Genomic DNA, 25054 nt, shown 5'->3' with positions numbered 1-25054 from the left:
CGTAGGTTGGGTTGAGCGTAGCGAAGCCCAACGTGACCGCTGCGGCGGTCAGTGCGCCTGGCGCGGCTGGGCGGCGCGGGCTTCGGCGACGGTGTCTTCCAGACGATCCAGCGACGGCCAGGCCTGGCGATCCAAGTCCAGGTCGCGGAACTGGTCGGCATCAAACACCGGCTGATCGACACCGGCGCGGCGCTGGGCGTCGTAGTCGTTGAGGATGCGCATGCCGACCTTGATCAGCATCGCCAGGGCGATCAGGTTGACGAAGGCCAGGCAGGTCATGGTGATGTCGGCGAAGGCGAACACCGTGGTCAGGTTCTGCATGGAGCCCCAGCAGATCAGCACCAGCACCAGGCCGCGATAGCCGAGCAGCACGGCCTTGCCGCGGCCGAGCAGGTAGCGCAGGCCGTTTTCACCCAGGTAGATGTTGTAGAGGATGCAGGTGAAGACGAACAGCGACAGGGCGACGCTGATGAAGATGCGACCCCAGTCACCGACCACCGCGGCCAGGGAGTTCTGGGTCAGCACGATGCCGTCGCCGTCGAAGCCCGGGGCATAGAAGCCGGAGAGCAGGATCAGCAGCGCGGTACAGGTGCAGATGACGAAGGTGTCGAGGAAGACGCTGAAGGCCTGCACCACGCCCTGGGCGGCCGGGTGCTTGACCGCGGCCACGGCGGCGACGTTGGGCGCGGCGCCCAGGCCGGCTTCGTTGGCGAAGACGCCCCGCTTGACGCCCATGGTGATGGCGGCGCCCAGCAGACCGGCGAAGGCCGGCTCCAGGCCGAAGGCGCTCTTGACGATGGTCATCAGGGTGCCGGGCACCAGCTCGATCTGGGTGATGATCACATAGAGGGTGACGGCGATGTAGGCCAGGGTCTTGACCGGCACCAGGATGTCGGAGACCGCGGCGATGCGCTTGATACCACCGATGAACACCAGGCCCAGCAGGATGGCCAGGGCGATCCCGGTGTACTGCACCGGCAGGCCGAAGGCGTTTTCCAGCGAGTGGGTCACGGTGAAGGACTGCAGGCCGACGAAGGCGAAGCCGTAGGTCACCAGCAGCAGGCCAGAGAAGATCAGCGCCATCCAGCGCTTGTTGAGGCCGTGCTGGATGTAGTACGCCGGACCACCGATGTAGAGGCCATCGCCATCGGCGCGCTTGTAGACCTGCGCCAGGGTGCACTCGAAGAAGCTGCTGGCCATGCCGACCAGGGCGGTCACCCACATCCAGAACACGGCACCGGGGCCACCCAGGGTCACGGCCAGGCCTACGCCGGCGATGTTGCCGGCACCCACGCGACCGGCCAGGCTGAGCATCAGTGCCTGGAAGGAGCTCAGGCCGTCGCCGCTGTTGCGCAGGGAATCCTTGAACACGGTGAACATGTGTGGGAAATGACGCACCTGCACGAATCGCGAGCGCAGGGTGAAATAGCTGCCCAGGCCGACGATCAGCACGATGAGTACGTGGCCGGACAGGAAGTCATTGAGCATTTCTAGGTAGTGCATGAAGAATCCTCGAGCATGCTAGTGATGCTCCAAGGCCGGCTCGCAAGCCTTGGGGCTATTATTGTGGAATATCCCGCTCCCGACGCCGTGCCCGGTCGTGGGGCGACGACCGGGACAGGGCGCTGGGACGGATCGGTCCGGGTGGAACGGGCAGTAAGACGGACCGGGCCGCCTAGGTTCGGCTATCCCATCGGCGTGGACAATTCCGCGCCTCGCTTCAAAATGGCGCGACTTGATGCTAGTTTTCCGGCCGTCTGTCAAGCTTGGGCAGGTTTCATGAGCGATTTTTCCGCCAATTTGCAGCTGCTCTGCCAGCGCCACCGCTCGATTGCCGCCGTCTGTCGCGCCGTCGGTATCAACCGTGCCCAGTTCAATCGCTACCTCAACGGTCAGAGCCGTCCGTCGCCCTACAACCTGCAGCGACTGGCGGAATTCTTCGGGCTGCCGGCCAGCGATCTGCAGCTGCCGCAACGGCAATTCGCGGCGCGCCTGGGGGCACCGGTCAGCCAGGAGACGGGGTGGGCGGGGCAGACGCTGGCCCTGTTCGGCGAGCGCCAGGAAGGCTTGGCCCGCTACCAGGGCTACTACCACGAATACTATCCGTCGCTCTCCACCCCGGGCGTGGTGCTCTGTGGGCTGGTACGGCTGTTCGAGGAGGAAGGCGTCTTTCGCTATGTGCGTTTCGAACGCCTGCGTCGTCAGGGCGAGGCCACGAGCCAGGCACGCTTTCGCTACCTGGGCCTGGCCATGAGCCTGGAAAGCCGGCTGTTCTTCACCGACTACGAGTCCCTCACCGGCAACGAGCTGTCGCAGACGGTGCTGTTGCCCAGCGCCCGCAATCGCATCGATCGCCTCAACGGCCTCAAGTTGGGCGTCAGCGCCTCCGACCGGCGCGAGCCGGCCTGCACCCGGGTGGTCTGGGAGTACCTGGGCACCCGCCCCCGGCGCGGCCAGGCCTATGGCCGCATCGGTCTCTACGACTGGCAGGACCCCCACCTGGACGACGATCTGCGCCAGCGCCTGGCCAGCGCGACCCTGGTCGATCGGGTCTATCGGCTAGGCTAGCGGGAGATCACCGACCGGCGTCTGGCATCGATCGCAGTCTTCCAGGATCGCCTGGTCACGGCCTGCCTGCTTGGCCCAGTAGAGTTGCCGGTCGGCGGCTTCGAGAAAGGTTTCGGCGCAGTCGTGGTCCAGCCGGGCACAGGCACCGCCGATGCTCACCGTTACCCGCGGACCGGCGTTGGGCCCAAGATGAGGAATTTCCAGTCGACGCACCGCCTCCAGCAGGCGCTGGGCCAGTTTGCCGCTATCTTCCTCGCGCGTGGGCGTGCAGAGGATGGCGAATTCCTCGCCGCCGTAGCGGGCCAGGCAGTCGCCGGCGCGCAATTCACTGGCCAGGGCAGTGGCGACCTGCTGCAGGCAGCGATCGCCGGCCGGGTGCCCATAGCGATCGTTGAAGGCCTTGAAGTGATCGACATCGATCATCAGCAGGAGCAGCGGTCGGATCGGGGGACGCGCCAGGGCGGTGGTAAGGGCCTGCATCAGGGCCCGGCGGTTGGCCACGCCGGTGAGGGGGTCCGTGGCTGATTGCTGTTCCAGAACGCGGTTGGTGGCGGCCAGCTCTTCGTTGCGCAACCGATCACGCAGAATCAGCAGATAGCCCTGCCGGCGGGCCCTTTCCATCCAGAAGCTGTTGAGCAGGGTAAAGACCACGGTGGCGCCGGCCAGGGTGAGCACCAGCGAAGCCTCCACGGCGGGCAGACCGTGCATCTGGGTGGCCAGGCCGATGGTCAGCAGGGCGAACAGGCTATGTGCCGCCGCCTGCCGTAGGGGTGGGGCGATGCAGCTGTTGGTGAACAGCGTCATGAGGGGGAGGGTGGCCAGCCAGAGGGCACGATGCGCGACATCGCTCGCCTGGAGGTCGAACAGCGGCGGTGCATAGGCCAGCAGACACGGCAGGATGCCCAGCCACTCGCGTGCCGGATGCTCGGCCGGCATCAGTTTGAGGGCCAAGAGCGTCATGCCCCCGCCGAGCACCACCAGGGCGCTGAGGAGGCTGATGACCCAGAAGGCCTCGGTCATCAGGATCCAGTCCCAGATCGAGAAGCTGGCGTAGGCCAGGATGGCGACCGTCAGACTGATGAGCAGGTGGCGCTGGCGCGAACGGGCGATGTCCTGCTGGTAATGCTGTTCCAATATCGGCTCGAAGCGCAGGGCCCAGAAAGGGCGAGCCAGCGCTCGGGCGAGGGCAAGACTGAGGGACATGGTGCCGTACCTGGCAGGAAAATCCGATAGGTCACTTCAGCACAATAAGTCCCTTAGCGCGATAGGGGGTTCCCGGATAAGAGGGTATAGCCGCCGAATGGTAGCACTTGGCTACCATTCGGGCCGTCATGGACGTCTCGGCCTTCAGTTGCCGGCCTTGATGCGACTCCAGGCACGGGTGCGGACCCGCTCGATGGGTTGTGGCAGGGGCTGCACCACATAGAGCTTCTTGAGCATTTCCGGGGTGGGCACCAGGTCGTGGTTGTCGCGGATCGTGGGCGTCACCAGCGGCATGCCCGGCTTGTTCGCGTTGGGATAGCCGAGGTAGTCGCTGATTCCGGCGATCACCTTGGGTTCGAGCAGGTAGTTGATGAAGGCATGGGCCTGGTCGACGTTGGCGGCGCTGGCCGGAATGGCCCAGGTGTCGAACCAGATGGGCGCACCCTCGCGCGGCAGGCGCCAGTCCACCACCACGCCGTTGCCGGCTTCCTTGGCGCGGTTGCCGAACTGGTAGAAGCTGCCCGAATAGCCCACCGCCACGCAGATGTCGCCGTTGGCGATATCGGTCATGTACTTGGTGGAGTTGAAGTAGGCCATGTAGGGACGGATCTTCAGCATCAGCGCCGTGGCCTTCTCGTAGTCCTTGGCGTTGGCGCTGTTGGGGTCCAGGCCCAGGTAGTGCAGTACCACCGGCAGGATGTCCGAGGGCGAATCCAGCATGGCCACGCCGCAGCTCTTGAGCTTGGCCATGTTCTCCGGCTTGAACACCAGGTCCCAGCTGTCCACCGGGGCATCCGCGCCCAGCGCCGCCTTGACCTTGGCCGGATTGAAGCCGATGAGGATGGTGCCGTACATGTAGGGCACGCCGTACTGGTTACCCGGATCGTTGACCTCCAGCAGCTTGAGCAACTCGAGATCGAGATTCTGCCAGTTGGGCAGCTTGGTCTTGTCCAGCTTCTGGAACACCCCGGCCTTGATCTGGGTTTCCAGGAACTGGTTGGAAGGGATCACCAGGTCGTAGCCGGAGCGACCGGTCAGCAGCTTGGCCTCCAGCGACTCGTTGCTGTCGAAGGTATCCCAGGTGACGCGAATGCCGGTCTGCTTGGCGAAGTCCTTGGGCGTCTCGGGCAGGATGTAGTCGGCCCAGTTGTAGACCCGCAGTTCGCCAGGATCGGCGGCCTGGACGGCGCTGGCGAGCAGGGCGCTGCCCAGCAGGGCGGTGAGCGGACGCAAGAGGCTGTGCATGGTGGGATTCCTCGCGATAGGGATCAGGCGCCGTCGAAGGCGGCCAGGACGTTCACCGTGTTGATGCCGATCTCCGCCACGGCGTAACCGCCCTCCATGACGAACAGGGTCGGCAGGCCGAGCCGCGCCAGGCGTTCGCCCAGGCGCAGGTAGTCATCGCTCTCCAGCTTGAACTGGGAAATGGGATCGGCCTTGAAGGTATCCACGCCCAAGGAGACCAGCAGCAGGTCCGGGGCATAGCTCTGGAGTCGCGTCAGGGCCACCTCCAGCGCGGCGCTCCAGCTGTCCCAGGCGCTGCCGGCGGGCAGCGGCAGGTTGAGGTTGAAGCCCTGGCCCGCGCCGGTGCCGGTCTCGTCGGCATAGCCGAGGAAGAAGGGGAACTCGAAGCCCGGATCACCGTGTAGCGAGAGAAACAGGACATCGTCGCGGGCATAGAAGATGTCCTGGGTACCGTTGCCGTGGTGGTAGTCGACATCGAGGATGGCGACCCGCCGCGCGCCGCCGTCGAGGGCGGCCTGGGCGGCGATGGCGGCGTTGTTCAGATAGCAGTAGCCGCCCATGACGTCGGCGGCGGCGTGATGGCCCGGCGGACGGCAGAGGGCGAAGGCGCTGCGCGTGCCTGCGGCAACCTCGGCACCGGCGCTCAGCGCCACCTGGGCGGCGCTGTAGGCGGCCTGCCAGGTACCAGCGGTGATGGGCGCGCCGCCGTCGAAGCTGTAGTAGCCCAGACGCCCATGCAGGCTGGTGGGCGGCAGCACCTGCCGCAGGGTGCGTGCGGGCCAGGTATAGGGCAGCAGATCCACGGTCTCGCCCCCGGCGGCCCATTCGTCCCAGGCACCGGCGAGAAAGTCGAGATAGGCCTCGCTGTGGACACGTGCCAGGGGCGCCCGGCCAAAGTCCCTGGGCGCCACCACCTCACCGAGCTGCCGGTGGTGACACTCGGCGAGGATGAATTCGACGCGCTGGGGCTTTTCGAAACAGGGCTGCAGCTGGCCGTCGATCAATTCGCAACGACCATGGTGCAGGGTGTGATCGGGACTGTGGTGGATGCGCATGGTGACTCCGGGCGGCGGGATCTCTCCTGATTCTTGCCAGCCCGGCGCCTCGCGACGAGAGGCGCAGCGGCCAAAAGGGGATAGATCCGGCCAGATTCTTACCTTGCGCCGTCACAAGAGATGTCAGCCCTTGGCTTCGTAGACCACGAAGCGCTTGAGGGTTGGCTCCACGACCTCCCAGGTGCCCTGGAAACCACGCGGCACGACGAAGGTGCTGCCCGGCCCCAGGCGGGTAGTGCGGCCCTGGTCATCGGTGACCAGGCTCAGGCCTTCGAGGACCTGGCAATACTCCTCCTCGGTGTAGTTCACCCGCCACTTGCCCACCTCGCTGTGCCAATGGCCGACGGCGAAGACGCCGCTGGCATCCTCGTAGTCGAGCCAGAGGCTCTGCAGCGGATCGCCTTCCAGGCGCTTTTCCGCCGGTAGCCGGTATTGATCGGTGGGTTGGCCGCGTTCGGCGAGCAGGTGCAGGGCTGGCATGGCAGAGCCTCTCGGTATGCAGGAACCGCCAGCATACGCCAGCCGCTAGAGCCGATAACCCCGTGGCGATTGCCCACTCCAGCGGCGAAAGGCATGGCGGAAACTGGCGGTTTCGCTGAAGCCCATCACCTCGGCGATGCGATAGATGGGCAGGCGCTCCTGGGCCAGCAGATCACGTGCCCGTTCGAAGCGCAGTTCGTCGAGCAGTTGCTGATAGCCGCTGCCGCCCGCCTGCAGGTGGCGGCGCAGGCTGCGCGGCGCCATGCCGAGGTGGCCGGCCAGGGTCTCGAAGGAGGGTGGTGCGGCCAGGTCGGCGCCCAGCAGGGTGCGGATGCGGGCGAGCAGGGCGCGCTGGCGATCCTGCTCGGGGGCCAGCCGGCCGCACTGCTCCAGGGCGTCGCGATGGGTCACCGGATCGGCCAGCGGCAGGCCGCGCTCCAGCCAGGCAATGGGAAAGGCCAGGCCATTGAAGGCGGCGCCGAAGGCCAGGGGCGCGGTGCCGAAGCAATCGTCATAGCGCTCGCGATAGGTCGGCTCGGGGTGCCGAAAAGCCACCTGCACCAGGGGTAGAGGCGTGCCCAGGAGGTCGCAGCAGATCGCCCGTAGCGAGGCCAGGCAGCACTCGGCGTTGCAGCGTTCCAGTTCTGGCGCGAAGGGATGGTCGTCGGCCCTGAGCCAGGCCAGGTCGCCATGGCGCTCCAGGCGCAGGGTGAAATAGGCGCCGAGCAGGCCCTGGTGGGCCAGGGCCGCCTGCAACGCCGCGCCCAGGGTCGGGGCACTGAGCAGGGCATAGCCGAGCAGGCCGTAGCCGGAGACGCGCAGCCGCCAGCCCAGCAGCAGCCCCAGTTCGGGCGGCGCGACGGGTAGTGCGTTGGCGATGACCCGCTGTTCCTGGGCCAGGGTGATGAGGCGATGGGGCTGTTCGAGGTCGTCCAGCTGCAGGCCGCTACCGGCCAGCAGCGGTGCCGCCCGGGCAGGCGTGTCGGCCGCCAGTTGCTGGAGGACCAGGGATACCAGGTTGAGATTGATCAAGCCGGACTGACGCATGTGAAAACTCCCCGGAGCGGTGGCAGCCTTCCAAGCAAGAAGGATACCGCGCTCGCGGGGAGTTGCCGTCGGTTACCGCTCAGGTCTGGCGTGCGAGGCTCAGACCTTGGCCTTCAGGGGCACCAACCGCGGGGCGATCATGTTTTCCGGGCGCAGGATGTCGTCCAGGGTCGCCTCGTCCAGCAGGTTTTCCTCGCGTACCAGCTCCAGTACGCCGCGACCGGTTTCCAGCGCCGTCTTGGCGATGCGCGTGGAAGTCTCGTAGCCCAGGTAGGGGTTGAGCGCGGTGACCAGGCCGATGGAGTGCTCCACCTGGCGGCGGCAGTGCTCGACGTTGGCGGTGATGCCGGTGATGCAGTGCTCGCGCAGCATGTCCATGGCGCGTTGCAGCAGGCGGATGGAATCGAAGATCTTGTAGGCGATCAGGGGCTCCATGACGTTGAGCTGCAGCTGGCCGCCCTCGGCCGCCAGGGTCAGCGCCAGGTCGTTGCCAATGATTTCGAAGGCCACCTGGTTGACCGCCTCGGGGATCACCGGGTTGACCTTGCCCGGCATGATGGAGCTGCCCGGCTGGCGCGGCGGCAGGTTGATCTCGTTGATGCCGGTGCGCGGACCGCTGGAGAGCAGGCGCAGGTCGTTGCAGATCTTCGACAGCTTCACCGCGGTGCGCTTGAGCATGCCGGAGAACAGCACGAAGGCGCCCATGTCCGAGGTGGCCTCGATGAGGTCGGCGGCCGGGGTCAGCGGCTGGCCGCTGATTTCCGCCAGGCGCTGTACGGCCAGCAGCTGGTAGCCGGGGTCGGCGTTGATGCCGGTGCCGATGGCGGTGCCGCCCAGGTTGACCTCGGTGAGCAGCTCCGGCGCCAGGCTTTTCAGCCGCGCCAGGTCTTCGCCCAGGGTGGTGGCGAAGGCATGGAATTCCTGGCCGAGGGTCATGGGCACCGCGTCCTGCAGCTGGGTGCGACCCATCTTCAGCACCTCGGCGAATTCCACGCCCTTGGCGGCGAAGGCGGTGATCAGGCTGTCCAGGCTGGCGAGCAGGGCGTCATGGCCGAGCAGCAGGCCCAGGCGAATGGCGGTGGGGTAGGCGTCGTTGGTCGACTGCGCCATGTTGACGTCGTTGTTCGGGTGCAGGTGGCGATACTCGCCCTTGGCGTGGCCGAGCAGCTCCAGCGCTACGTTGGCGATCACCTCGTTGGCGTTCATGTTGGTCGAGGTGCCGGCCCCGCCCTGGATCATGTCCACCACGAACTGGTCGTGGAATTCGCCGCGAATGATGCGCGAGCAGGCGTCAACGATCGCCTGGTGCTTCTCGCTCGGCAGGTGGCCGAGCCGGTGGTTGGCGTCGGCTGCCGCCTGCTTGACCATGGCCAGGGCCACGACCAGCTTGGGGTAGTGACCGAGGGGCACGCCGGAGAGGCGGAAGTTCTGTACGGCGCGCAGGGTCTGGATGCCGTAGTAGGCATCGGCGGGGACGTCGAGGGTACCGAGGAGATCTTTTTCGAGGCGAACGGGTGATGCAGAGTTGGACATGATAGCGTTAGGCTTCGATCGAGCGGCGGGCGCCGCGATGCCTTAGAATCTAGGCCTGCCAGCCGATCTCGGCCAATGCCGATCCGCCAAGCCTCATGCCGGATCGGCATAACTTTGGTTGTGACCTCATGAGATCCGAAGACGTATGGGCGCCATGAACATCGAATTCAAATGGCTGGAAGACTTCGTGGCCCTGGCGGCCACCTACAGTTTTTCCCAGGCCGCCGAAAAGCGTTTCGTCACCCAGCCCGCCTTCAGCCGGCGCATCCGCGCCCTGGAGGAAAGCGTCGGCCTGACCCTGGTGGACAGATCCCACACCCCGATCAGCCTTACCGAGGCCGGCCAGCTGTTTCTGGTCACGGCGCGCAGCGTGGTGGAGCAACTGGGCGAGACGGTGCGCCATCTGCATCACCTGGAAGGCGGGCAGGGCGAGGTGCTGCAGTTCGCCGCCGCCCACTCCCTGGCCCTGGGCTTCTTCCCGCAGTGGATCGCCGGGCTGCGTGGCCAGGGTCTGGCGCTGGCCAGTCGCCTGGTGGCTACCAACGTCGGCGATGCCATCCACGCCCTGCGTGACGGCGCCTGCGACCTGATGCTGGCCTTCCACGATCCCGACGCCGCCCTGCAGATGGACCCGGAGCTGTTTCCTTCGCTGCACCTGGCGCACACCGCCATGCTGCCGGTCTGCGCCACCGATGGTGAAGGCCGACCGATGTTCCAGCTGGACGGGCAGAGCAGCGTGCCGCTGCTGGCCTACAGCGCGGGTGCCTTTCTCGGCCGGTCGGTGAATCTGCTCCTGCGCCAGCGCAAGCTGCGCGCCGTGACCCTCTACGAAACCGCCATGGCCGACAGCCTCAAGACCATGGCCCTGCAGGGCCTGGGCGTGGCCTGGGTGCCGCAGTTGTCGGTGGCGGCGGAGCTGGCCCGGGGCGAACTGGCCGTGTGTGGCGACGCCGCCTGGCAGGTCGGCCTGGAGATCCGCCTCTACCGCTGTGCCCTGTTGCGCAAGCGGCTGGTGCAGCAGGTCTGGCGACATCTGGAAAGTCAAAGCCACGGCGGCTGATCGACGGCAGGCGATTATGCTGATATCGGCTTTTAGCTAGCCGACGTCCTGCAAGCCTTTTGCGCCGGTCTGCGCGACACTGGAGCCTCTCTCACGGAGGTCAGCCATGCAGCGCATCCGCGTCATCGACTCCCATACCGGCGGTGAACCCACCCGCCTGGTCCTCGATGGTTTTCCCGATCTGGGCCAGGGCAACATGGCCGAGCGCCGCGCCCTGCTGGCCGGGGAGCATGACGCCTTCCGGCGGGCCTGCATGCGCGAACCGCGCGGCAACGAGGTGCTGGTCGGTGCCTTGCTCTGTGAGCCGGTATCTTCTGCCGCCAGCGCTGGCGTGGTGTTCTTCAATGAGGTCGGCTACCTCGGCATGTGCGGCCACGGCACCATTGGCCTGGTCGTCTCCCTGGCCCATCTTGGCCGGATCGGCCCTGGCGATCATGTGATCGAGACGCCGGTGGGTGACGTCACCGCCACCCTGCACGACGATGGCAGCGTCAGCGTGCGTAACGTCCCGGCCTATCGCTACCGGCAGGGCGTGCAGGTGGAGATTCCCGGTCACGGCCCGGTCACCGGCGATATCGCCTGGGGTGGCAACTGGTTCTTCCTCTGTGCCGATCACGGCCAGCGCGTCGCTGCCGATAACCTTGAAGAGCTGCTCACCTTCAGCCTGGCCCTGCGCGGCGCCCTGGAGGCCGCGGGGATCACCGGCGAGCAGGGCGGCCATATCGATCACATCGAACTCTTCGCCGACGACCCGGATGGCGCTGACAGCCGCAGCTATGTGCTCTGCCCGGGCCGCGCCTATGACCGCTCGCCCTGTGGCACCGGCACCAGCGCCAAGCTGGCCTGCCTGGCGGCGGACGGCGATCTCGAACCCGGCGCCGTCTGGCATCAGGCCAGCGTCATCGGCAGTCGTTTCGAGGCCCATTACCAGCCAGGCGACGAGGGCCGCATCCTGCCAGTGATCCGTGGGCGTGCCCATGTCATGGCCGAAGCGACCCTGCTGCTGGCCAATGACGATCCCTTCGCCTGGGGCATTCCGGGGTGAAGTCCGTGGCGGACGTCCTCGTCGTTGGCGGCGGCATCGTCGGTGCCAGCTGCGCCGCGGCCCTGGCCGCACGGGGCTGTCGCGTGCGGGTGCTGGACGCCGGCCTGCCCGGCGCCTCCGCCGCTGGCATGGGCCACCTGGTGGTGATGGACGACGACCCCGCCGAACTGACCTTGAGCGCCCGCTCCCTGGCACTCTGGCGTGAGCTGGTGCCCCAGTTGCCGGGCGCCGCCGACTACCGCAACTGCGGCACCCTCTGGCTGGCTCGCGACGCCGCTGAGCTGGACCTGATCGAAGAGAAACGTCAGCGCCTGGATGCCCAGGGCGTCGCCAACCAGCCGCTCGACGCTGCGGCGACCGCCGCCGCCGAACCGGCACTGACCGCCCTGGCCGGCAGCCTGGAGGTGCCTGGCGACGGTCTGCTCTATGCCCCGGTAGTCGCCGCCTGGTTGCTGCAGCGCTCGCCGCTGATCGAATTCCAGCGCGCCCGGGTAAGCGCCGTCGAAGGCCGGCGCGTGCGGCTGGACGATGGCCGCTGGCTGACTGCCGATGCCGTGGTGCTTGCCGCCGGCCTGCAGGCCGCCAGTCTCTGCCCGGACCTGCCGCTGGTACCCAAGAAAGGTCATCTGCTGATCACCGACCGCTATCCCGAGCAGGTCCGCCACCAGCTGGTGGAGATCGGTTACGGCGCCAGCGCTCACGCCAGCAGCGGCGCCTCGGTGGCCTTCAATGTCCAGCCGCGACCTACCGGCCAGTTGCTGATTGGTTCGTCGCGGCAATTCGAGCGCCCGGATATGGCCGTGGAGCCTGCGGTGGTCGGCCAGCTGCTGCGTCGCGCCCTGGATTTCCTGCCGGGTCTGACCCATACCTCGCTGATCCGCGGCTGGACCGGCCAGCGCGCCGCCAGCCCCGATGGTCTGCCGCTGATCGGCGCCCATCCCGACCAGCCCGGTCTATGGCTGGCGGTCGGCCACGAAGGCCTGGGCGTCACCACCGCGCCGGCCACCGCCGAAGCCATCGCCAATGGGCTGTTCGGCGAGCCTTCGACGTTCCACGTGGAACCCTTCGCACCGGCGCGTTTCACGACCGCCACGAGGAGCCAGGCATGCTGACCCTGTTCATCGATGGCGAGCGCCTGGAGGTCCGCCCTGGCAGTCTGCTCACCGCCGCCCTGGCCAAGAGCGGCAACCCCGCCGCACGCCGTTCGGTGACCGGGGAGGCCCGAGCGCCTTTCTGCGGCATGGGTATCTGCCAGGAATGCCGGGTGCAGGTCGATGGCGTGCGCCGTCTGGCGTGCCAGACCTGCTGCCAGGACGGCATGCAGGTGGAGCGCCTGTCATGAATAGCGCGAGGTGCGATCTGCTCGTCATCGGCGCCGGCCCGGCCGGTCTCGCCGCCGCCCGCGCCGCCAGTGGCCGCGGCCTGAACCTGGTGCTGCTGGACGACAATCCCTTGCCCGGCGGCCAGATCTGGCGTGCCAGAGTCGGGCAGGTCGCGGCCGAGGTCGGCAGCTTGCCGGCCGACGTGACGCTACTGAGCGGCACCCGGGTCGCGGCGGTTCTGGGGCCTCGCCAGTTGCTGCTGGAAGACGCCAGTGGCAGTCGTACCCTGGCGTTCGACACCCTCATCCTCTGCACCGGCGCCCGCGAACTGCTGCTGCCGTTTCCCGGCTGGACCCTGCCTGGCGTGACCGGCGCCGGCGGCCTGCAGGCGTTGATCAAGGGCGGCGTTGAAGTCGCCGATGAGCGCATCGTCGTCGCCGGTACGGGGCCACTGCTGCTGGCCAGTGCCGCCACGGCGCGCCAGGCCGGTGCCCGCATCGCCCTGGTCGCTGAACAGGCCGGACGCCACGCTGTGATGGACTTCGGCCTGGGGCTCTGGCGCTGGCCGAGCAAGCTGCGCCAGGCGCTTACGTTAGCCACTCCCCGCTATCGGCCGGGTACCTGGGTCGAGGCCGCGCTTGGCACCGATCACCTCGAAGCCGTTCGCCTGCGCCAGGGCGAGCGTTGCTGGGAGATAGCCTGCGATCGCCTGGCCTGTGGCTATGGCCTGGTACCCAACGTGGAACTGGCCCAAAGCCTGGGCTGCGCCACCCTGGACGGCGCGGTGGCGGTAGACGAGCACCAGCGCACCAGCCAGCCACATATCCTGGCGGCTGGCGAGTGCACCGGCATCGGCGGCAACGAACTGGCCCAGGTCACCGGGCGGATCGCCGGCCTGGTCGCCACCAGCCAGCTCGACGCTGCCCGCGCCGTGCAACCGGAGGCACGCCCCTGGCGCCGCTTCGCCGCCCAGCTGGCCCGCACCTTTGCCTTGAATCCCGCCATTGCCCGTCTGGCCCAGCCGGATACCCTGGTCTGCCGCTGCGAGGACGTCGCGCTGGGTGCCCTGGTTGGTCATGGCGACTGGACCCAGGCCAAGCTGCGCAGTCGTTGCGGCATGGGTGCCTGCCAGGGTCGCATCTGTGGTCAGGCGACCCGGGTATTGCTGGGCTGGACGCCGCCCGCACCGCGCTTTCCGCTGCAACCCACCCGTATCGACAGCCTGCTGGCCCTGACCGAGGACGAGAGATGAACGCCGCTGCCCACCTGGACGCCCTGAGCCGCGCCCGGCCCGCCGATCTGCCCGCGCTGCTCGCCAGCCTGAGCCTGGTGGCGCCGCTGCTCGATGCCATTCCCGGCGTGGTGTTCTTCGTCAAGGATCTTGAAGCGCGCTATGTGCTGGTCAACCTGACCCTGGCCCAGCGCTGCGGCTATGAAGACGTCAGCGAACTGCTCGGCAAGACCGCCGAGGAAGTCTTTCCCGCCCCCCTGGGCGGCGCCTACGCCGAACAGGATCGCCGCGTGCTGCGCGAGGGCCTGGCACTGGACGACCAGCTGGAGCTGCACCTCTACGCCGGTCGCACTCCCGGCTGGTGCCTGACCCGCAAGCTGCCGTTGCACGACGCCCAGGGTCGGCTGATGGGCATGGCCGGCATCTCCCACGATCTGCAGGCGCCGGCCGCCGATCATCCGGCCCACGCCAAGGTGGCCGAGGTCGATCGCTATCTGCGCGAGCACTATGCCCAGCCGCTTTCGGTGGGCGAACTGAGTCAGCGGGTGGGCCTGTCGGTCTCCCAGCTCGAACGCCAGTGCAAGCGCATCCTGCGCCTCACGCCCCAGCAGTTGCTGCACAAGGCCCGGCTCGACGCCGCCTCGCGCCTGCTGGCCCGCGATCTGCCCGTCACCGAAGTGGCCCTGGCCTGTGGCTATACCGACCACAGCGCCTTCAGCCGCCAGTTCCGCCGTCTCACCGGCCTGTCGCCCCGGCAATACCGCGACTCTCTCAAGCCCCGTCTGCGTCTGGAGGAAACCCCTGCATGAGCACTCCCCGCGTCAACTGGAGCGGCGTCTTTCCCGCCGTCACCACCCAATTCAACGATGACTTCTCGGTCAATCTGGACCAGACCCATGGCGTGATCAGCAACCTGGTGCGCGATGGCGTCTCCGGTCTGGTGATGTGCGGCACCGTGGGCGAGAACACCTCCCTGACCCTGGAAGAGAAGATCAGCCTGGTGGAGGTCGCCAAGGACGCCGCCGGCGGTCGCGTGCCGGTGATCTGTGGCGTGGCCGAATTCACCAGCCTCAACGCTACCCGCACCGCCCAGGCAGTAGGTCGCGCCGGCGCCGACGGCATCATGCTCATGCCAGCGCTGGTCTACTCGGCCAAGCCCCACGAGACCGCCGCCCATTTCCGCAGCGTGGCCAGCGCCCTCGACCTGCCACTGATGGTCTACAACAACCCGCCGATCTATAAGAACGACGTCACCCCGGACATCCTCATTTCCCTGGCCGACGTCGACAACATCGTCTGCTTCAAGGATTCCTCCGGCGACACCCGCCGCTTCATCGACGTGCGCAACGAAGTAGGCGACCGCTTCGTGCTCTTCGCTGGCCTCGACGACGTGGTGCTGGAAAGCATCGCCGTGGGCGCCGAAGGCTGGGTCTCGGGCATGTCCAACATCTTCCCCACCGAAGGCGAAACCATCTTCCGCCTGGCCAAGGCCGGCCGCTTCGCCGACGCCATGCCGCTCTACGAGTGGTTCATGCCGCTGCTGCACCTGGACGCCCGCCCGGACCTGGTGCAGTGCATCAAGCTCTGCGAAGAGCTCGCCGGCCGCGGCCGCGCCCTGACGCGCCCACCCCGCCTGGCCCTGCCCGACGCGGATCGCGCCTTCGTCGAACGCCTGATGGCCAAGGCCCTGGAAACCCGTCCGCAATTGCCGAATGTAGGGATCTGAGGCAGGGTCAACCGCGGCCATAGCGGCTCGGTCCTACAGGGGCGAACGCTACCGTAGGAGCGGCCCATGGCCGCGATAAACCGATATGCCTCCACACACGCCAATCCACCCCCTCTCCCGCCTGCGGGAGAGGGCTGGGGTGAGGGCGCTCTTCAGGACGGTCCCACCCGAATCACCCGGCCCTCTGGCCCGTACCTTTCACTTCACACCACCCCCCATCCCAAGGGCGCCATGCCCTGTCCTCCAACCGACAGGCGATACCCGGCGCAGGAGCACGCTCCGCCCCGCTTTCGTCTATACTGTGCCGCTCATTTCCCAAGCCACGTCCGCCGCGTGGCTTCTTCATTTCAGAGGCACGACGATGAGCGCACTCGTAGGCGTGATCATGGGCTCCAAGTCCGACTGGTCCACCCTGAGCCACACCGCCGACATGCTGGACAAGCTGGGCATTCCCCACGAAGTGAAGGTGGTCTCCGCCCACCGCACCCCCGACCTGCTGTTCCAGTACGCCGAAGAGGCTGCCGGTCGCGGTATCGAGGTGATCATCGCCGGTGCCGGTGGCGCCGCCCACCTGCCGGGCATGTGCGCCGCCAAGACCCACTTGCCGGTGCTAGGCGTGCCCGTGCAGTCGTCCATGCTCTCGGGCGTCGACTCCCTGCTGTCCATCGTGCAGATGCCCGCCGGTGTACCGGTCGCCACCCTGGCCATCGGCAAGGCTGGCGCCATCAACGCCGCGCTGCTGTCCGCCAGCATCCTCGGCGGCAAGCATCCCGAGTACCACGAGCGGCTGAACGCCTTCCGTGACGAGCAGACCCGCACCGTGCTGGACAATCCCGATCCGAGGGAGCAGGCATGAAGATCGGTGTCATCGGTGGCGGCCAGCTGGGCCGCATGCTTGCCCTGGCCGGCACGCCGCTGGGCATGAACTTCGCGTTTCTCGACCCGGCGCCGGATGCCTGCGCCGCTGCCCTGGGTGAACACCTGCGCGCCGACTACGGCGACCAGGACCACCTGCGCCAGTTGGCCGATGAAGTCGATCTGGTGACCTTCGAATTCGAGAGCGTCCCGGCTGAAACCGTGGCCTTCCTCTCGCAGTTCGTACCGGTCTATCCATCGGCCGAAGCCCTGCGCATCGCCCGCGACCGCCTGTTCGAAAAGTCCATGTTCCGCGACCTGGGCATTCCTACGCCCGCGTTCGCCGATGTCCTGTCCCAGGCCGACCTGGACGCCGCCGTGGCCCGTATCGGCCTGCCGGCGGTGCTCAAGACCCGTACCCTGGGCTACGACGGCAAGGGCCAGAAGGTCCTGCGCCAACCGGAAGACGTCGCCGGCGCCTTTGCCGAACTGGGCAGCGTCCCCCTGCTGCTGGAAGGCTTCGTCCCCTTCACCGGCGAGGTCTCCCTGGTGACCGTGCGCGGTCGTGACGGCGAGGTGGCCTGCTATCCGCTGGTACACAACACCCACGAAAGCGGCATCCTGCGCCTGTCGGTGGCCAGTTCCGACCACCCGCTGCAGGCCCTGGCCGAAGACTATGCCCGCCGCGTGCTGGAGCAGCTCGACTATGTCGGCGTGCTGGCTTTCGAGTTCTTCGAGGTCGAGGGTGGCCTCAAGGCCAACGAGATCGCGCCGCGCGTGCACAACTCCGGGCACTGGACCATCGAAGGCGCCGAGTGCAGCCAGTTCGAGAACCACCTGCGCGCCGTGGCTGGCCTGCCGCTGGGCTCCACCGCCAAGGTCGGCGAGAGCGCCATGGTCAACTTCATCGGTTCGGTGCCGCCGGTAGCAGCCGTCACCGCCCTGGAAGACTGCCACCTGCACCACTACGGCAAGGCCTTCAAGGCCGGCCGCAAGGTCGGTCACGCCACCCTGCGCAGTGCTGACGCCGCGACCCTGCAGACCCGCATCGCCGCCCTGGAAGCCCTGATCCAGGACTGATGCCAAACGGCTTCCGTGTACGGAAGCCGTTTTCCCCCTGAACCTCAGCCGATCACCGGTGGTCGGAGAGTACAACGACGCCTGCTGACCGGCGTTGTCTTACCAGCACTCAAACAGGGGATTCTTCACATGGGTATCATCGCAACCATCATCATCGGTCTCATCGTCGGCCTGGTTGCCCGCTTTCTCAAGCCGGGCGACGACAGCATGGGCTGGATCATGACCATCATTCTGGGCATCGTCGGCTCCGTGGTCGCTACCTACCTGGGCCAGGCAATGGGCATCTACCGTGCCGGTGAAGGCGCAGGTTTCATTGGTGCCGTGGTCGGTGCCATCATCGTGCTGTTTATCTACGGCATGGTGACCAAGCGTCGCTAAGACGCCGCTTCGCCTCGGCGAAGCCTAGCTACACAGGTTTTCAGCCCTCGGAGTCGCCCGTCGACCCGGGGGCTTTTTTATGGAAGACGCTCTGGTTGGCGGTCGTGGGTCTGGACCCTTGGACCGCCGCGCCGCACACTCGGACTTTTGCGCCTAGCCTGCTCATCATGCCCAGACTGCTCATCACCCTGCTGCTCGCCAGCCTGCCCCTGCTGACTCACGCCGCCAAGGGCGAACCGCCGGAAACCAACTGGCTGGACCTGCTCACCGCGGAAGATCGCCGGGCCCTGGAGACCATGCCCGAGATCACCCACAACAGCCCGGAGGCGCCGGGCGGCTTCGGCTCGCCGGGCGGGCTCAAGCAGAAAGACAATGGCCTGCCCGAGGTTATGCACTCCACTCGTACCGTGGCCGCCTTGAATGGCAAGAACGTGCGCCTGGGTGGTTTTCCGGTGCCCTTGGAGACCGACGCCAAGGGCAATTTCCGCGAATTCTTCCTGGTGCCCTATCCGGGCGCCTGCATCCACGTGCCACCGCCACCGCCGAACCAGATCGTCCTGGTGCGCTACCCCAAGGGCGTGCCGCTACCGGACATCTATGAGCCCTACTGGGTCGTAGGCACCCTGCACACCGAGTCGGTCGACAACGACCTGGCTGAAGCGTCCTATACCCTGGACGCCAGCAAGGTCCGCAAGGTCGAAGAAAGCGACCTGTAACAACCCGTAGGTTGGACCGAGACAGCTCCACCGTCGAAGCCCAACGAACCCAAGCAATGCGTAGCGTGGACAACGGTGCAGCCTTGTCCGCTACGGCTCACCACTCAGGCATCACGCCGGCTGCCGCTCACCGTAGCGCTGCTCCAGATAGGCGATGATGTCGTCCGACTCGTACATCCATACGCTCTGGCTGCCTTCGTCGATGCGCAGGCAAGGCACCTTAACCCGGCCACCGCCCTGTTCCAGCTCGGCACGCAGCTGCGGGTCCTTCTTGATGTCCTTGAGCCGGATCGGCAGGTTCAGCCGATGCAGGGCGCGGCGCGTCTTCACGCAGAAGGGGCAGGCCTGGAACTGATAGAGCGACAGATTCGCCAGTTCCGCCTCGATGGCAGCCTGGGCCTGCTCACTGCGCTTGAGCTTGCGCGGCCGGGTCACCAGATCCAGGCCGACGATCACCTGGCCGAGGCCGTTGCGTAGCAGATTGATCAACGGGATTCACCTTGAGGGGTCGTTCGAGCCGGGCAGTTTACCCTATCGCCCCAAGGCTGCCGCTCCGCCAGTCGTTACGGAACGTCACCCGCAAGGCAGCGCTCTACAAGAGGGATTAATTCCTCGATGGGGATCTGTTGCATGCCGTTGTCTTCCGCAGAGCGCGAAGCCTTTCGCCAACTCGCCGCCGACCTTCCTGGTGTCGATCTTCCGATCTACGAACAATTCGCCAAGGACCCGCTGGACCCCATCATCGGTCTGGGCGATCCCGAGGCGCCCCTGGGCTTTTTCGGCCGCGATCCAGGGCGGGAGGAAGTGAAGTACGGCGAGCCCTTCATCGGCAGCGGCGGCCAGATCGCCCGCAAGATCCTCTACAAACACCTGTACGGCCATCCCCCGGCCGATTTCGAGGCCAGCCGCAGCCTGAGCCAGCAGTTCTTCTGGGCTAACACCGTGCCCTACAAACCCCTGGGCAACAAAGCCTGGTCGGAACGGATAAAAAAGACCTTCCACCCCCTGATGCGCCGCCTGCTGGTGGAACACTGGCACGGTACCCAGCTCATCACCTTTGGCCGTGAAGCCTTCCTCTGGTTCGGCATCGGCCAATCCAAGGAAGAGCGCACTCGCCTGGAGGCCTTCTGGAAAAGCGAAGACCGCTTCGAAAGCAGCATCGAGGTCACCCTGGAAACGGAGGAGGGCGTGTGCAAGACACTGACCCTCTATCCACTGCCGCATCCTTCGCCGTTGAATCAGACGTGGTATACGAGGTTTCCGGGGTTGTTAGAAATGCGTGTAAAAGCATTAATCAAAAAATAAGCGCTTTGCTCTAGATCTTATCGCTTAGAGCAGGATGACGTTTTTATGTTTTTTATTTCGTCTGCTAAGTTTCGGATCGTAAATTCTTCACCGTGAGGCTCGATGAATACAGCTTCCAATTCGTGAGAAAGCTTGTGGCTGACTACATATAATCTTCTTTTCCCGAGGTTAAAGCAGCTGTTGGAGACTTCGACTATAGCATCTGGTGTGGAGTTTTCTAGATCTGATAGCTCTGAATAGCGTTGACTAATTTTTATTTCCGAATTTTCGCTCACTAGAACTTCAACAGGCTCCCCGCGTTCAATAAGGAGGCTGGTATCTATGTTAGAAGTTTCGCTTTGCCATTTATCAGTTAAGTTGAAGGCTGAATCGGTATATTCGGAATTTAGATTTTGGTTCAGTCCGCAGATTCCTTTACGAATTCGTATTCCATTAAAGGGATTTCTGACATCAGAATATAGGCAGTCAACCTTTATTTCGTTACCCTCCGCCTTTAATGTATAATAGTTTTCGCCATCAGCTGATGAGTAAAGTGAAGGTGTTGAATTAATTTTTATTAAATCTCTAAAAGAGCCATCTTTATATCCGATAATATTTCTGTACCTTAGAGTTTTGTCTCTTGATTTAAATATTATGTCTCTTTGGTCGATCTTTTTTGCCTCTAATTCATTTGCGTAAGCGGTGAAGTTCAATAGCATAACGCTAAAAAGAATTGCTACAGTTTTGAAGGACAAAGCTAAAACTCCTTTGGTAGTCGTGATGTTGAATTTAGGATATCAAGAAACTTTCTGGCATATTTGGCAATCAAGGCTTTCTGATCAGCTCCATTGATTATCTTCCTTGCCCCTTCGAAATCGATATTTTCAGAATTTATATAGTCTTTAAGCTTTTTCCCAGTGAAGATGCCGTCCGTCATTCCCCAGATCATTATAGGTACTGAATACCTAAATTCTGCAGCCAAGTCAGGATTAGAAACGAAATCGATTTTGAATTTTTCGGAAGCCTTGGCGTAGTTATTTTTCCAAGTGAGATGAACGCAGCCTCTACCTCTATATTTATAGCCATCGCCCTGTTGTTTGTTGCCATTGTCTATAGCTCTTCTTCTCAACTGTACCGTATTCGCTAAAATAGGATCATATTTATCGAAGTATGACAGGTTCCCAATTTCTGGTTTTTTGCTAAAAAACTCTCGCGATAAATAGTGGTAGGTTTCGTGCCTAGCGGTGGCTAGCATGTATGCTACTTCGTAGATGTTTGATTTTTGTTGTGTGGATCTGTAGTGATTGTTAAGGCTTTCGATAAGTTCGGAAAGATTTTCAAGCGACTTTTCGTTTAGTGTGTTTTGAACCTGTGGAGAAAAGTTATCATGCTCTTTCTTGTATAGTTTTAAAAAGCGATCTTTATCTATCAGGCTTAAGTTGGATTTATTGCATGATATAAGTTCGGTGCATTCAAGGTGCCAAAATTTGGAGCTTCCTAGCAAGAGCGTGCTACATACTTGCTGTGTCAACCAAGCCATAGGCTTTATTTTTAATTTTTCGTCTTCCCAGCATCTGTTGGGTTTTCTGTTATGAGTCATTAAAGCGTCTAGGCTAGTCCATTTTTCATCTGTCCAAGCCCATTCGCTTTCGCTATGCGCCGAGATCTTCTTGATAGCACTTGCTTGCCAAGATTTCCGAAGTCCACTTTCTATTTCTCTATTGGTTAGCTTTCGACTATGATCTAGCTTGAGTATTCTATAGAGAAGAACTCGAACTTCACTATTTTGAGCCTGACTTATATTTTCCTTATAAGAGTGTTTTTCTTCAGGGTTCAAAAAATTCTTAGCGTCGAAATGATAGGCCAGTGCTGAAAGAGGAGGAACTTTTTCTTCTGCAGTCAGGTAATCTACCCACTCCCACGAACTATGCCGGCTAGTAATAAATTCCTGCTCACAAAGCCACCCATCAATAGGGTTTCCTTCGGCATCTGCCAATAGCCCTTTCAAATGCCACCAGTGCTGTTCCGATATACGAACGCCACCTTCGTTACGCGCGGCGATCACGATCTTGTCTGCAGCAGGCAGAGCATCCAGTTGAGCTTGGCTTAGGATGAGGTCTACGCCTACTTGAACGCCTGGATCACTGATCCTCGGAGGATGGTTGGCATCGATATCGGGTCGATGGGTGATGAGCTTGCTGGCGCCGGCATGGATTTTCAGTAGCGTCTTCTCGCTCTCGGGCAGCTTGGCGGCCCAGGCGCGGCTGTGTTCGATGAAGGCGGGGAGGTCGTCGCAGCTGAAGGTTTCCAAGTGGATCTGTTGTCGGCCTTCATAGAGGCCGGGATGGCCCAATAGAACGCCAGCCTTGATGGAGAACGGCTGTTCCAGCACCACTACGCTGTTCTGCGCCTTGGGCGCGGCTTCCGGTTTGAGATAGCGGCGGGCGACATAGCCTAGGCTGGCCTGAGGGCGGCCTGGTCGGAGGGTCAAACCGTTATCGAGGACCTCAATGATCTTGCACCAGTCGCCATCCCCGGCAATGCGTATCTGGCTACCGTTGTCGAGCTCGGCCTGTACCGGCGCATTGCCGCGCGGCTCCTGGCGAACATTGAGCTTGCCGCCCTGGGTCTGCACCCGATAACGGTCGCCGCCCCAGAAAGGCGGGCGGGGCAGGGCAGGATTGGCCTCGTAACCTGCCCAATCCAGCAGGTGCATATAGAGGCTGAAGAACACCAGCGAAGGCGGCGTCTCCTGGCCGTTGGGCAGCTGCGGTGCTTCCAGACGATGGCGAACCAGGACAAAACTGGTGGAGTAGGTCTTGATCTCGGGCGCTGAGCCCTCGTCAGGTGCGAAGCGCTGGACCTGATCGTCGATGCGATAGGCGACCACCTCGCCATCGGCGATACAGTGGATGCGCGACTGGTCCAGGTAGGCCGCGGTGCCTTCGTCGAAGTGCACGCCGCCATGCCAGAGACCATTGCTGCCCAGCAGGTAGGTGCCGCCACGGGCATGGGCCAGGGCTTGCTGGTAAAGCTGCGGATTGGTGACGTCCTGGCCATTCTTCGTCTTGAAAGGGTAAGCCCAGTTTTCCACCTTGGTTTGTTGTGTGGTGGGAGGGTTGGTCATGCTGCTGTCCTTTGCAGAGGCCGCATTGCCGCGGCTGGTCCTTTGAATGCGCTGGGGTCAGACGGAAAAGTTGAGCTTCCGCTGCGGCTTCGCGTCTTCACGCTCCAACGAGTTGGCAAGGGCTCGCTGATTCGCATCGCCCGCCGCTTCCTCACGTGTGTCCCCCGGTGGCTGTGGCAGCTGCAGCGCGATTCCGGATCCCTTGCCGGGGGCGCCGCCAGCGTTGAGGCGAGCTAGGGGACCGACCAGGGTGATGCCACTCGCGTCGAGCTTGATGAAGCTGCCACCGGCCTTCAGGGTGAGCTCGGTAGCGGCTTCGATGACGACCCGCTCGCCTGCCTTGATATGGATTTCCTGGCCGGCCTCGACGAACTGCCCGGTGCCCAGCTTGAGGTGCTGGCTGCCGCCGATCAGCAGGTGGTCGCTGGCCTTGACCTCGGCCTTGCGCAGGCCATGGATGAGGCGGTGTTCTTCCGCGTGCAGCTCACTGTGGCTGTTGCCATGGATGCACTGATGACGCTCGTGGCCGATCTCGCTGCGATGATCATGGCGAATGTGTTCGTCCCAGTCGCGCTGGGCATGGACATGGATTTCCTCCTGCCCCTGGCGATCCTCTATGCGTAGTTCGTTGTAGCCCCCACCACCTGGGCTACTCAGGCTCTTGAAGGTGCTGCGGGTCTTGTCTCTGGGCAGCTTCACCGGCGGTTGATGCTCGGCGTGGTACAGGCAGCCGAGTATCAACGGCTGGTCAGGATCCCCTTCGAGAAAGCCCACCAACACTTCCATGCCGATTCTCGGCACGGCGAGCGCACCGTGGCGATTGCCAGCCCAGCCGGTGGCGACACGCAACCAGCAACTGGTGCGCTCGTCCGCTTGCCCCTCGCGATCCCAGTGGAACTGCACCTTGACCCGGCCCAGGGCATCGCAATGGATCTCTTCTCCAACCGGACCGGTGACGACTGCGCTTTGCTGACCGAGCAGGCGGGGTTTGGGATGACGGGGCAAAGGGCGGAAGGGGAGTTGCCAGGGAACGGCATGGAAGCGATTGCGGTAGCCCTGGGTCCAGCTGTCATTGTCGGAGAGCGCCAGTAGCGCAGGAGTGCCTAGGCCTTCCTCCAACACCTGGGGTTGGCGGCCCTCATGTTCAATACGGGTGAGCAGCCACAACTGATTCCAGTCCGCACGGGGATGCTCCGTCAGAGGCAAAAAATGACCGCTGGCTAGGCAGGGCTGATCGCCATAGCCCCGGGCCGTCTGGCTGTCGACCCGCAGGGCTTCTAGGCCTCGGCTGCTGAGTTGTTTGCCACGGCTGCGGTCGCGAAAACCAGCGGGATAGGCGTAGTGCTCCAGCACCACTTGGTGCTCGATGTCACTTCGGCTCTCCAGACGCAGGCGGGGTTGCATGGGGTCCTGATCGCGCAGGGTCATCTGCGTGCTGCGGGTCTGCATCCCGACCTCAAGACCACGGATGACCGGGCGATCGACGACCTGGCCGCTACCGGGGTGGTAGGGCGTAGCGGTCAGACGAGGAAAGCTGGTGGCATCGTCGCCGAACACCAGCACGGCACCCTCGGGCCGGTGTTCGAAGTGATAATGAATGCCTTCTTCCTCGCACAACCGATCCAGAAAGTTCAGGTCGCTCTCGCCGTATTGCACGCAGTAGTCGCGCAGTGGATAGGGCGTCGGACCCAACGCCAGGCGATAGGCACCCTCTAGAATCCCATGCTCTTCAAGTAACTTAACGAGGATCTGGGGCACCGTGAGATTTTGAAAGATGCGCGAATTGGTGCGCTGTGCCAGATAGGCCAGGCGGGGGACCAGCTCCACGCGATAGCGGGTTAGTCGCTGGCCTGAGTCGCCCTGAACGACGGCGCCCAGCATTCCGTGAATGCCCACGTCGACGGGGCCGAGGCTAAGCCAGGCGGGACGGTTGAGCAGGTCTTGCAGCGCCCAATCAGACTTTTCGCTGATGAGTTCCACTTGGAAGCGATAGGGCTCGTTGAGGGCTTCCTGCCCGCGGAATGCCAGGACCTGAAAGTCATGGGCGAGACCCGGCAGGACCAGGGTGAAGCGGGAAGCATTGGCAGCGCTGAACATGG

The 25054-nt window shown here is 64.0% G+C and carries 24 protein-coding genes; 13 read left to right on the top strand and 11 right to left on the bottom strand.

The window, feature by feature from the left end; all coding sequences use genetic code 11:
• Positions 1–48 precede the first annotated feature (48 nt).
• Positions 49–1503, bottom strand: a complete 1455-nt coding sequence (locus tag APT59_RS21815; RefSeq protein WP_059316759.1) for an alanine/glycine:cation symporter family protein — start codon at positions 1501–1503, stop codon at positions 49–51.
• Between the two features lie 276 nt (positions 1504–1779).
• Between APT59_RS21815 and APT59_RS21810 the strand changes: the two genes are divergently transcribed.
• Positions 1780–2568 (top strand): helix-turn-helix domain-containing protein, encoded by a 789-nt coding sequence (locus APT59_RS21810; RefSeq protein ID WP_059316758.1) that lies wholly within the window; start codon positions 1780–1782, stop codon positions 2566–2568.
• Here APT59_RS21810 and APT59_RS21805 read toward each other — a convergent pair.
• The 6 genes from APT59_RS21805 to aspA form a co-directional block, all read right to left on the bottom strand.
• The gene (locus APT59_RS21805; RefSeq protein ID WP_059316757.1) at positions 2560–3771 is read right to left on the bottom strand and encodes a sensor domain-containing diguanylate cyclase; all 1212 of its coding nucleotides are present in this window, start codon (positions 3769–3771) and stop codon (positions 2560–2562) included. The two genes, APT59_RS21810 and APT59_RS21805, sit on opposite strands and share 9 nt — an antisense overlap.
• 144 nt (positions 3772–3915) lie before the next feature.
• Complete coding sequence (locus APT59_RS21800; RefSeq protein ID WP_059316756.1) at positions 3916–5016, bottom strand: polyamine ABC transporter substrate-binding protein; 1101 nt, start codon at positions 5014–5016, stop codon at positions 3916–3918.
• A gap of 23 nt (positions 5017–5039) precedes the next feature.
• Positions 5040–6071, bottom strand: a complete 1032-nt coding sequence (locus APT59_RS21795; protein WP_059316755.1) for a histone deacetylase family protein — start codon at positions 6069–6071, stop codon at positions 5040–5042.
• 123 nt (positions 6072–6194) lie between these two features.
• Positions 6195–6551, bottom strand: a complete 357-nt coding sequence (locus tag APT59_RS21790) for a cupin domain-containing protein (RefSeq protein WP_059316754.1) — start codon at positions 6549–6551, stop codon at positions 6195–6197.
• A gap of 45 nt (positions 6552–6596) precedes the next feature.
• A complete protein-coding gene (locus tag APT59_RS21785) occupies positions 6597–7598 on the bottom strand; it encodes an AraC family transcriptional regulator (RefSeq protein ID WP_059316753.1) in 1002 nt (333 codons plus the stop codon).
• Positions 7599–7697: 99 nt separating this feature from the next.
• Positions 7698–9131, bottom strand: coding sequence for an aspartate ammonia-lyase (aspA, locus tag APT59_RS21780; protein ID WP_059316752.1), 1434 nt, complete (start codon positions 9129–9131; stop codon positions 7698–7700).
• A 154-nt stretch (positions 9132–9285) separates the two neighbouring features.
• Between aspA and APT59_RS21775 the strand changes: the two genes are divergently transcribed.
• The 11 genes from APT59_RS21775 to APT59_RS21725 all read left to right on the top strand — a co-directional run bounded on the left by APT59_RS21775 (position 9286) and on the right by APT59_RS21725 (position 18544).
• Positions 9286–10191 carry a LysR substrate-binding domain-containing protein gene (locus APT59_RS21775; RefSeq protein ID WP_059316971.1) on the top strand — a complete coding sequence of 302 codons (906 nt, stop codon included), beginning with the start codon at positions 9286–9288 and terminating at the stop codon, positions 10189–10191.
• Positions 10192–10297: 106 nt separating this feature from the next.
• On the top strand, positions 10298–11236 hold the full coding sequence (locus tag APT59_RS21770) for a 4-hydroxyproline epimerase (protein ID WP_059316751.1): 939 nt from the start codon (positions 10298–10300) through the stop codon (positions 11234–11236).
• A complete protein-coding gene (locus APT59_RS21765; protein WP_059316750.1) occupies positions 11233–12348 on the top strand; it encodes an NAD(P)/FAD-dependent oxidoreductase in 1116 nt (371 codons plus the stop codon). Before APT59_RS21770 ends, APT59_RS21765 begins: the two co-directional genes overlap by 4 nt.
• Positions 12342–12578, top strand: coding sequence for a (2Fe-2S)-binding protein (locus APT59_RS21760; RefSeq protein WP_059316749.1), 237 nt, complete (start codon positions 12342–12344; stop codon positions 12576–12578). The genes APT59_RS21765 and APT59_RS21760 overlap by 7 nt, the downstream gene beginning before the upstream one ends.
• Complete coding sequence (locus APT59_RS21755; protein WP_059316748.1) at positions 12575–13810, top strand: NAD(P)/FAD-dependent oxidoreductase; 1236 nt, start codon at positions 12575–12577, stop codon at positions 13808–13810. Before APT59_RS21760 ends, APT59_RS21755 begins: the two co-directional genes overlap by 4 nt.
• Complete coding sequence (locus APT59_RS21750) at positions 13807–14598, top strand: AraC family transcriptional regulator (protein WP_059316747.1); 792 nt, start codon at positions 13807–13809, stop codon at positions 14596–14598. The genes APT59_RS21755 and APT59_RS21750 overlap by 4 nt, the downstream gene beginning before the upstream one ends.
• Entirely contained in the window at positions 14595–15515 is a 921-nt protein-coding gene (locus APT59_RS21745; protein WP_059316746.1) for a dihydrodipicolinate synthase family protein, read from the top strand. The genes APT59_RS21750 and APT59_RS21745 overlap by 4 nt, the downstream gene beginning before the upstream one ends.
• A gap of 361 nt (positions 15516–15876) precedes the next feature.
• Positions 15877–16371 carry a 5-(carboxyamino)imidazole ribonucleotide mutase gene (purE, locus tag APT59_RS21740; RefSeq protein WP_059316745.1) on the top strand — a complete coding sequence of 165 codons (495 nt, stop codon included), beginning with the start codon at positions 15877–15879 and terminating at the stop codon, positions 16369–16371.
• Positions 16368–17450, top strand: a complete 1083-nt coding sequence (locus tag APT59_RS21735) for a 5-(carboxyamino)imidazole ribonucleotide synthase (RefSeq protein WP_059316744.1) — start codon at positions 16368–16370, stop codon at positions 17448–17450. The genes purE and APT59_RS21735 overlap by 4 nt, the downstream gene beginning before the upstream one ends.
• A 129-nt stretch (positions 17451–17579) precedes the next feature.
• The gene (locus APT59_RS21730) at positions 17580–17828 is read left to right on the top strand and encodes a GlsB/YeaQ/YmgE family stress response membrane protein (RefSeq protein WP_059316743.1); all 249 of its coding nucleotides are present in this window, start codon (positions 17580–17582) and stop codon (positions 17826–17828) included.
• A gap of 167 nt (positions 17829–17995) precedes the next feature.
• Positions 17996–18544: a DUF3299 domain-containing protein gene (locus APT59_RS21725; protein ID WP_059316970.1), complete on the top strand. Its 549-nt coding sequence runs from the start codon at positions 17996–17998 to the stop codon at positions 18542–18544.
• 111 nt (positions 18545–18655) lie between these two features.
• On the opposite strand, the gene APT59_RS21720 is transcribed toward APT59_RS21725, so the two are convergent.
• Positions 18656–19033, bottom strand: coding sequence for a glutaredoxin family protein (locus tag APT59_RS21720; RefSeq protein ID WP_059316742.1), 378 nt, complete (start codon positions 19031–19033; stop codon positions 18656–18658).
• 141 nt (positions 19034–19174) lie between these two features.
• Between APT59_RS21720 and APT59_RS21715 the strand changes: the two genes are divergently transcribed.
• Positions 19175–19849 (top strand): uracil-DNA glycosylase family protein, encoded by a 675-nt coding sequence (locus tag APT59_RS21715; protein ID WP_059316741.1) that lies wholly within the window; start codon positions 19175–19177, stop codon positions 19847–19849.
• A gap of 17 nt (positions 19850–19866) precedes the next feature.
• Here APT59_RS21715 and APT59_RS22505 read toward each other — a convergent pair whose 3' ends face one another.
• Genes APT59_RS22505 through tssI form a run of 3 tightly spaced genes read right to left on the bottom strand, consistent with a single transcriptional unit; the run spans position 19867 to position 25052 of the window.
• Positions 19867–20583, bottom strand: a complete 717-nt coding sequence (locus APT59_RS22505; RefSeq protein ID WP_156428983.1) for a hypothetical protein — start codon at positions 20581–20583, stop codon at positions 19867–19869.
• Between the two features lie 2 nt (positions 20584–20585).
• Complete coding sequence (locus tag APT59_RS21710; RefSeq protein ID WP_059316740.1) at positions 20586–22955, bottom strand: hypothetical protein; 2370 nt, start codon at positions 22953–22955, stop codon at positions 20586–20588.
• A gap of 57 nt (positions 22956–23012) precedes the next feature.
• Positions 23013–25052: a type VI secretion system tip protein TssI/VgrG gene (gene tssI, locus APT59_RS21705; RefSeq protein ID WP_059316739.1), complete on the bottom strand. Its 2040-nt coding sequence runs from the start codon at positions 25050–25052 to the stop codon at positions 23013–23015.
• Positions 25053–25054 lie beyond the last annotated feature (2 nt).

It is taken from the genome of Pseudomonas oryzihabitans (assembly GCF_001518815.1).
Lineage (GTDB): Bacteria > Pseudomonadota > Gammaproteobacteria > Pseudomonadales > Pseudomonadaceae > Chryseomonas > Chryseomonas oryzihabitans_E.
The sequence above is the reverse complement of the archived record's forward strand: the minus strand, read 5'-3'. Positions and strand labels throughout refer to the sequence as shown.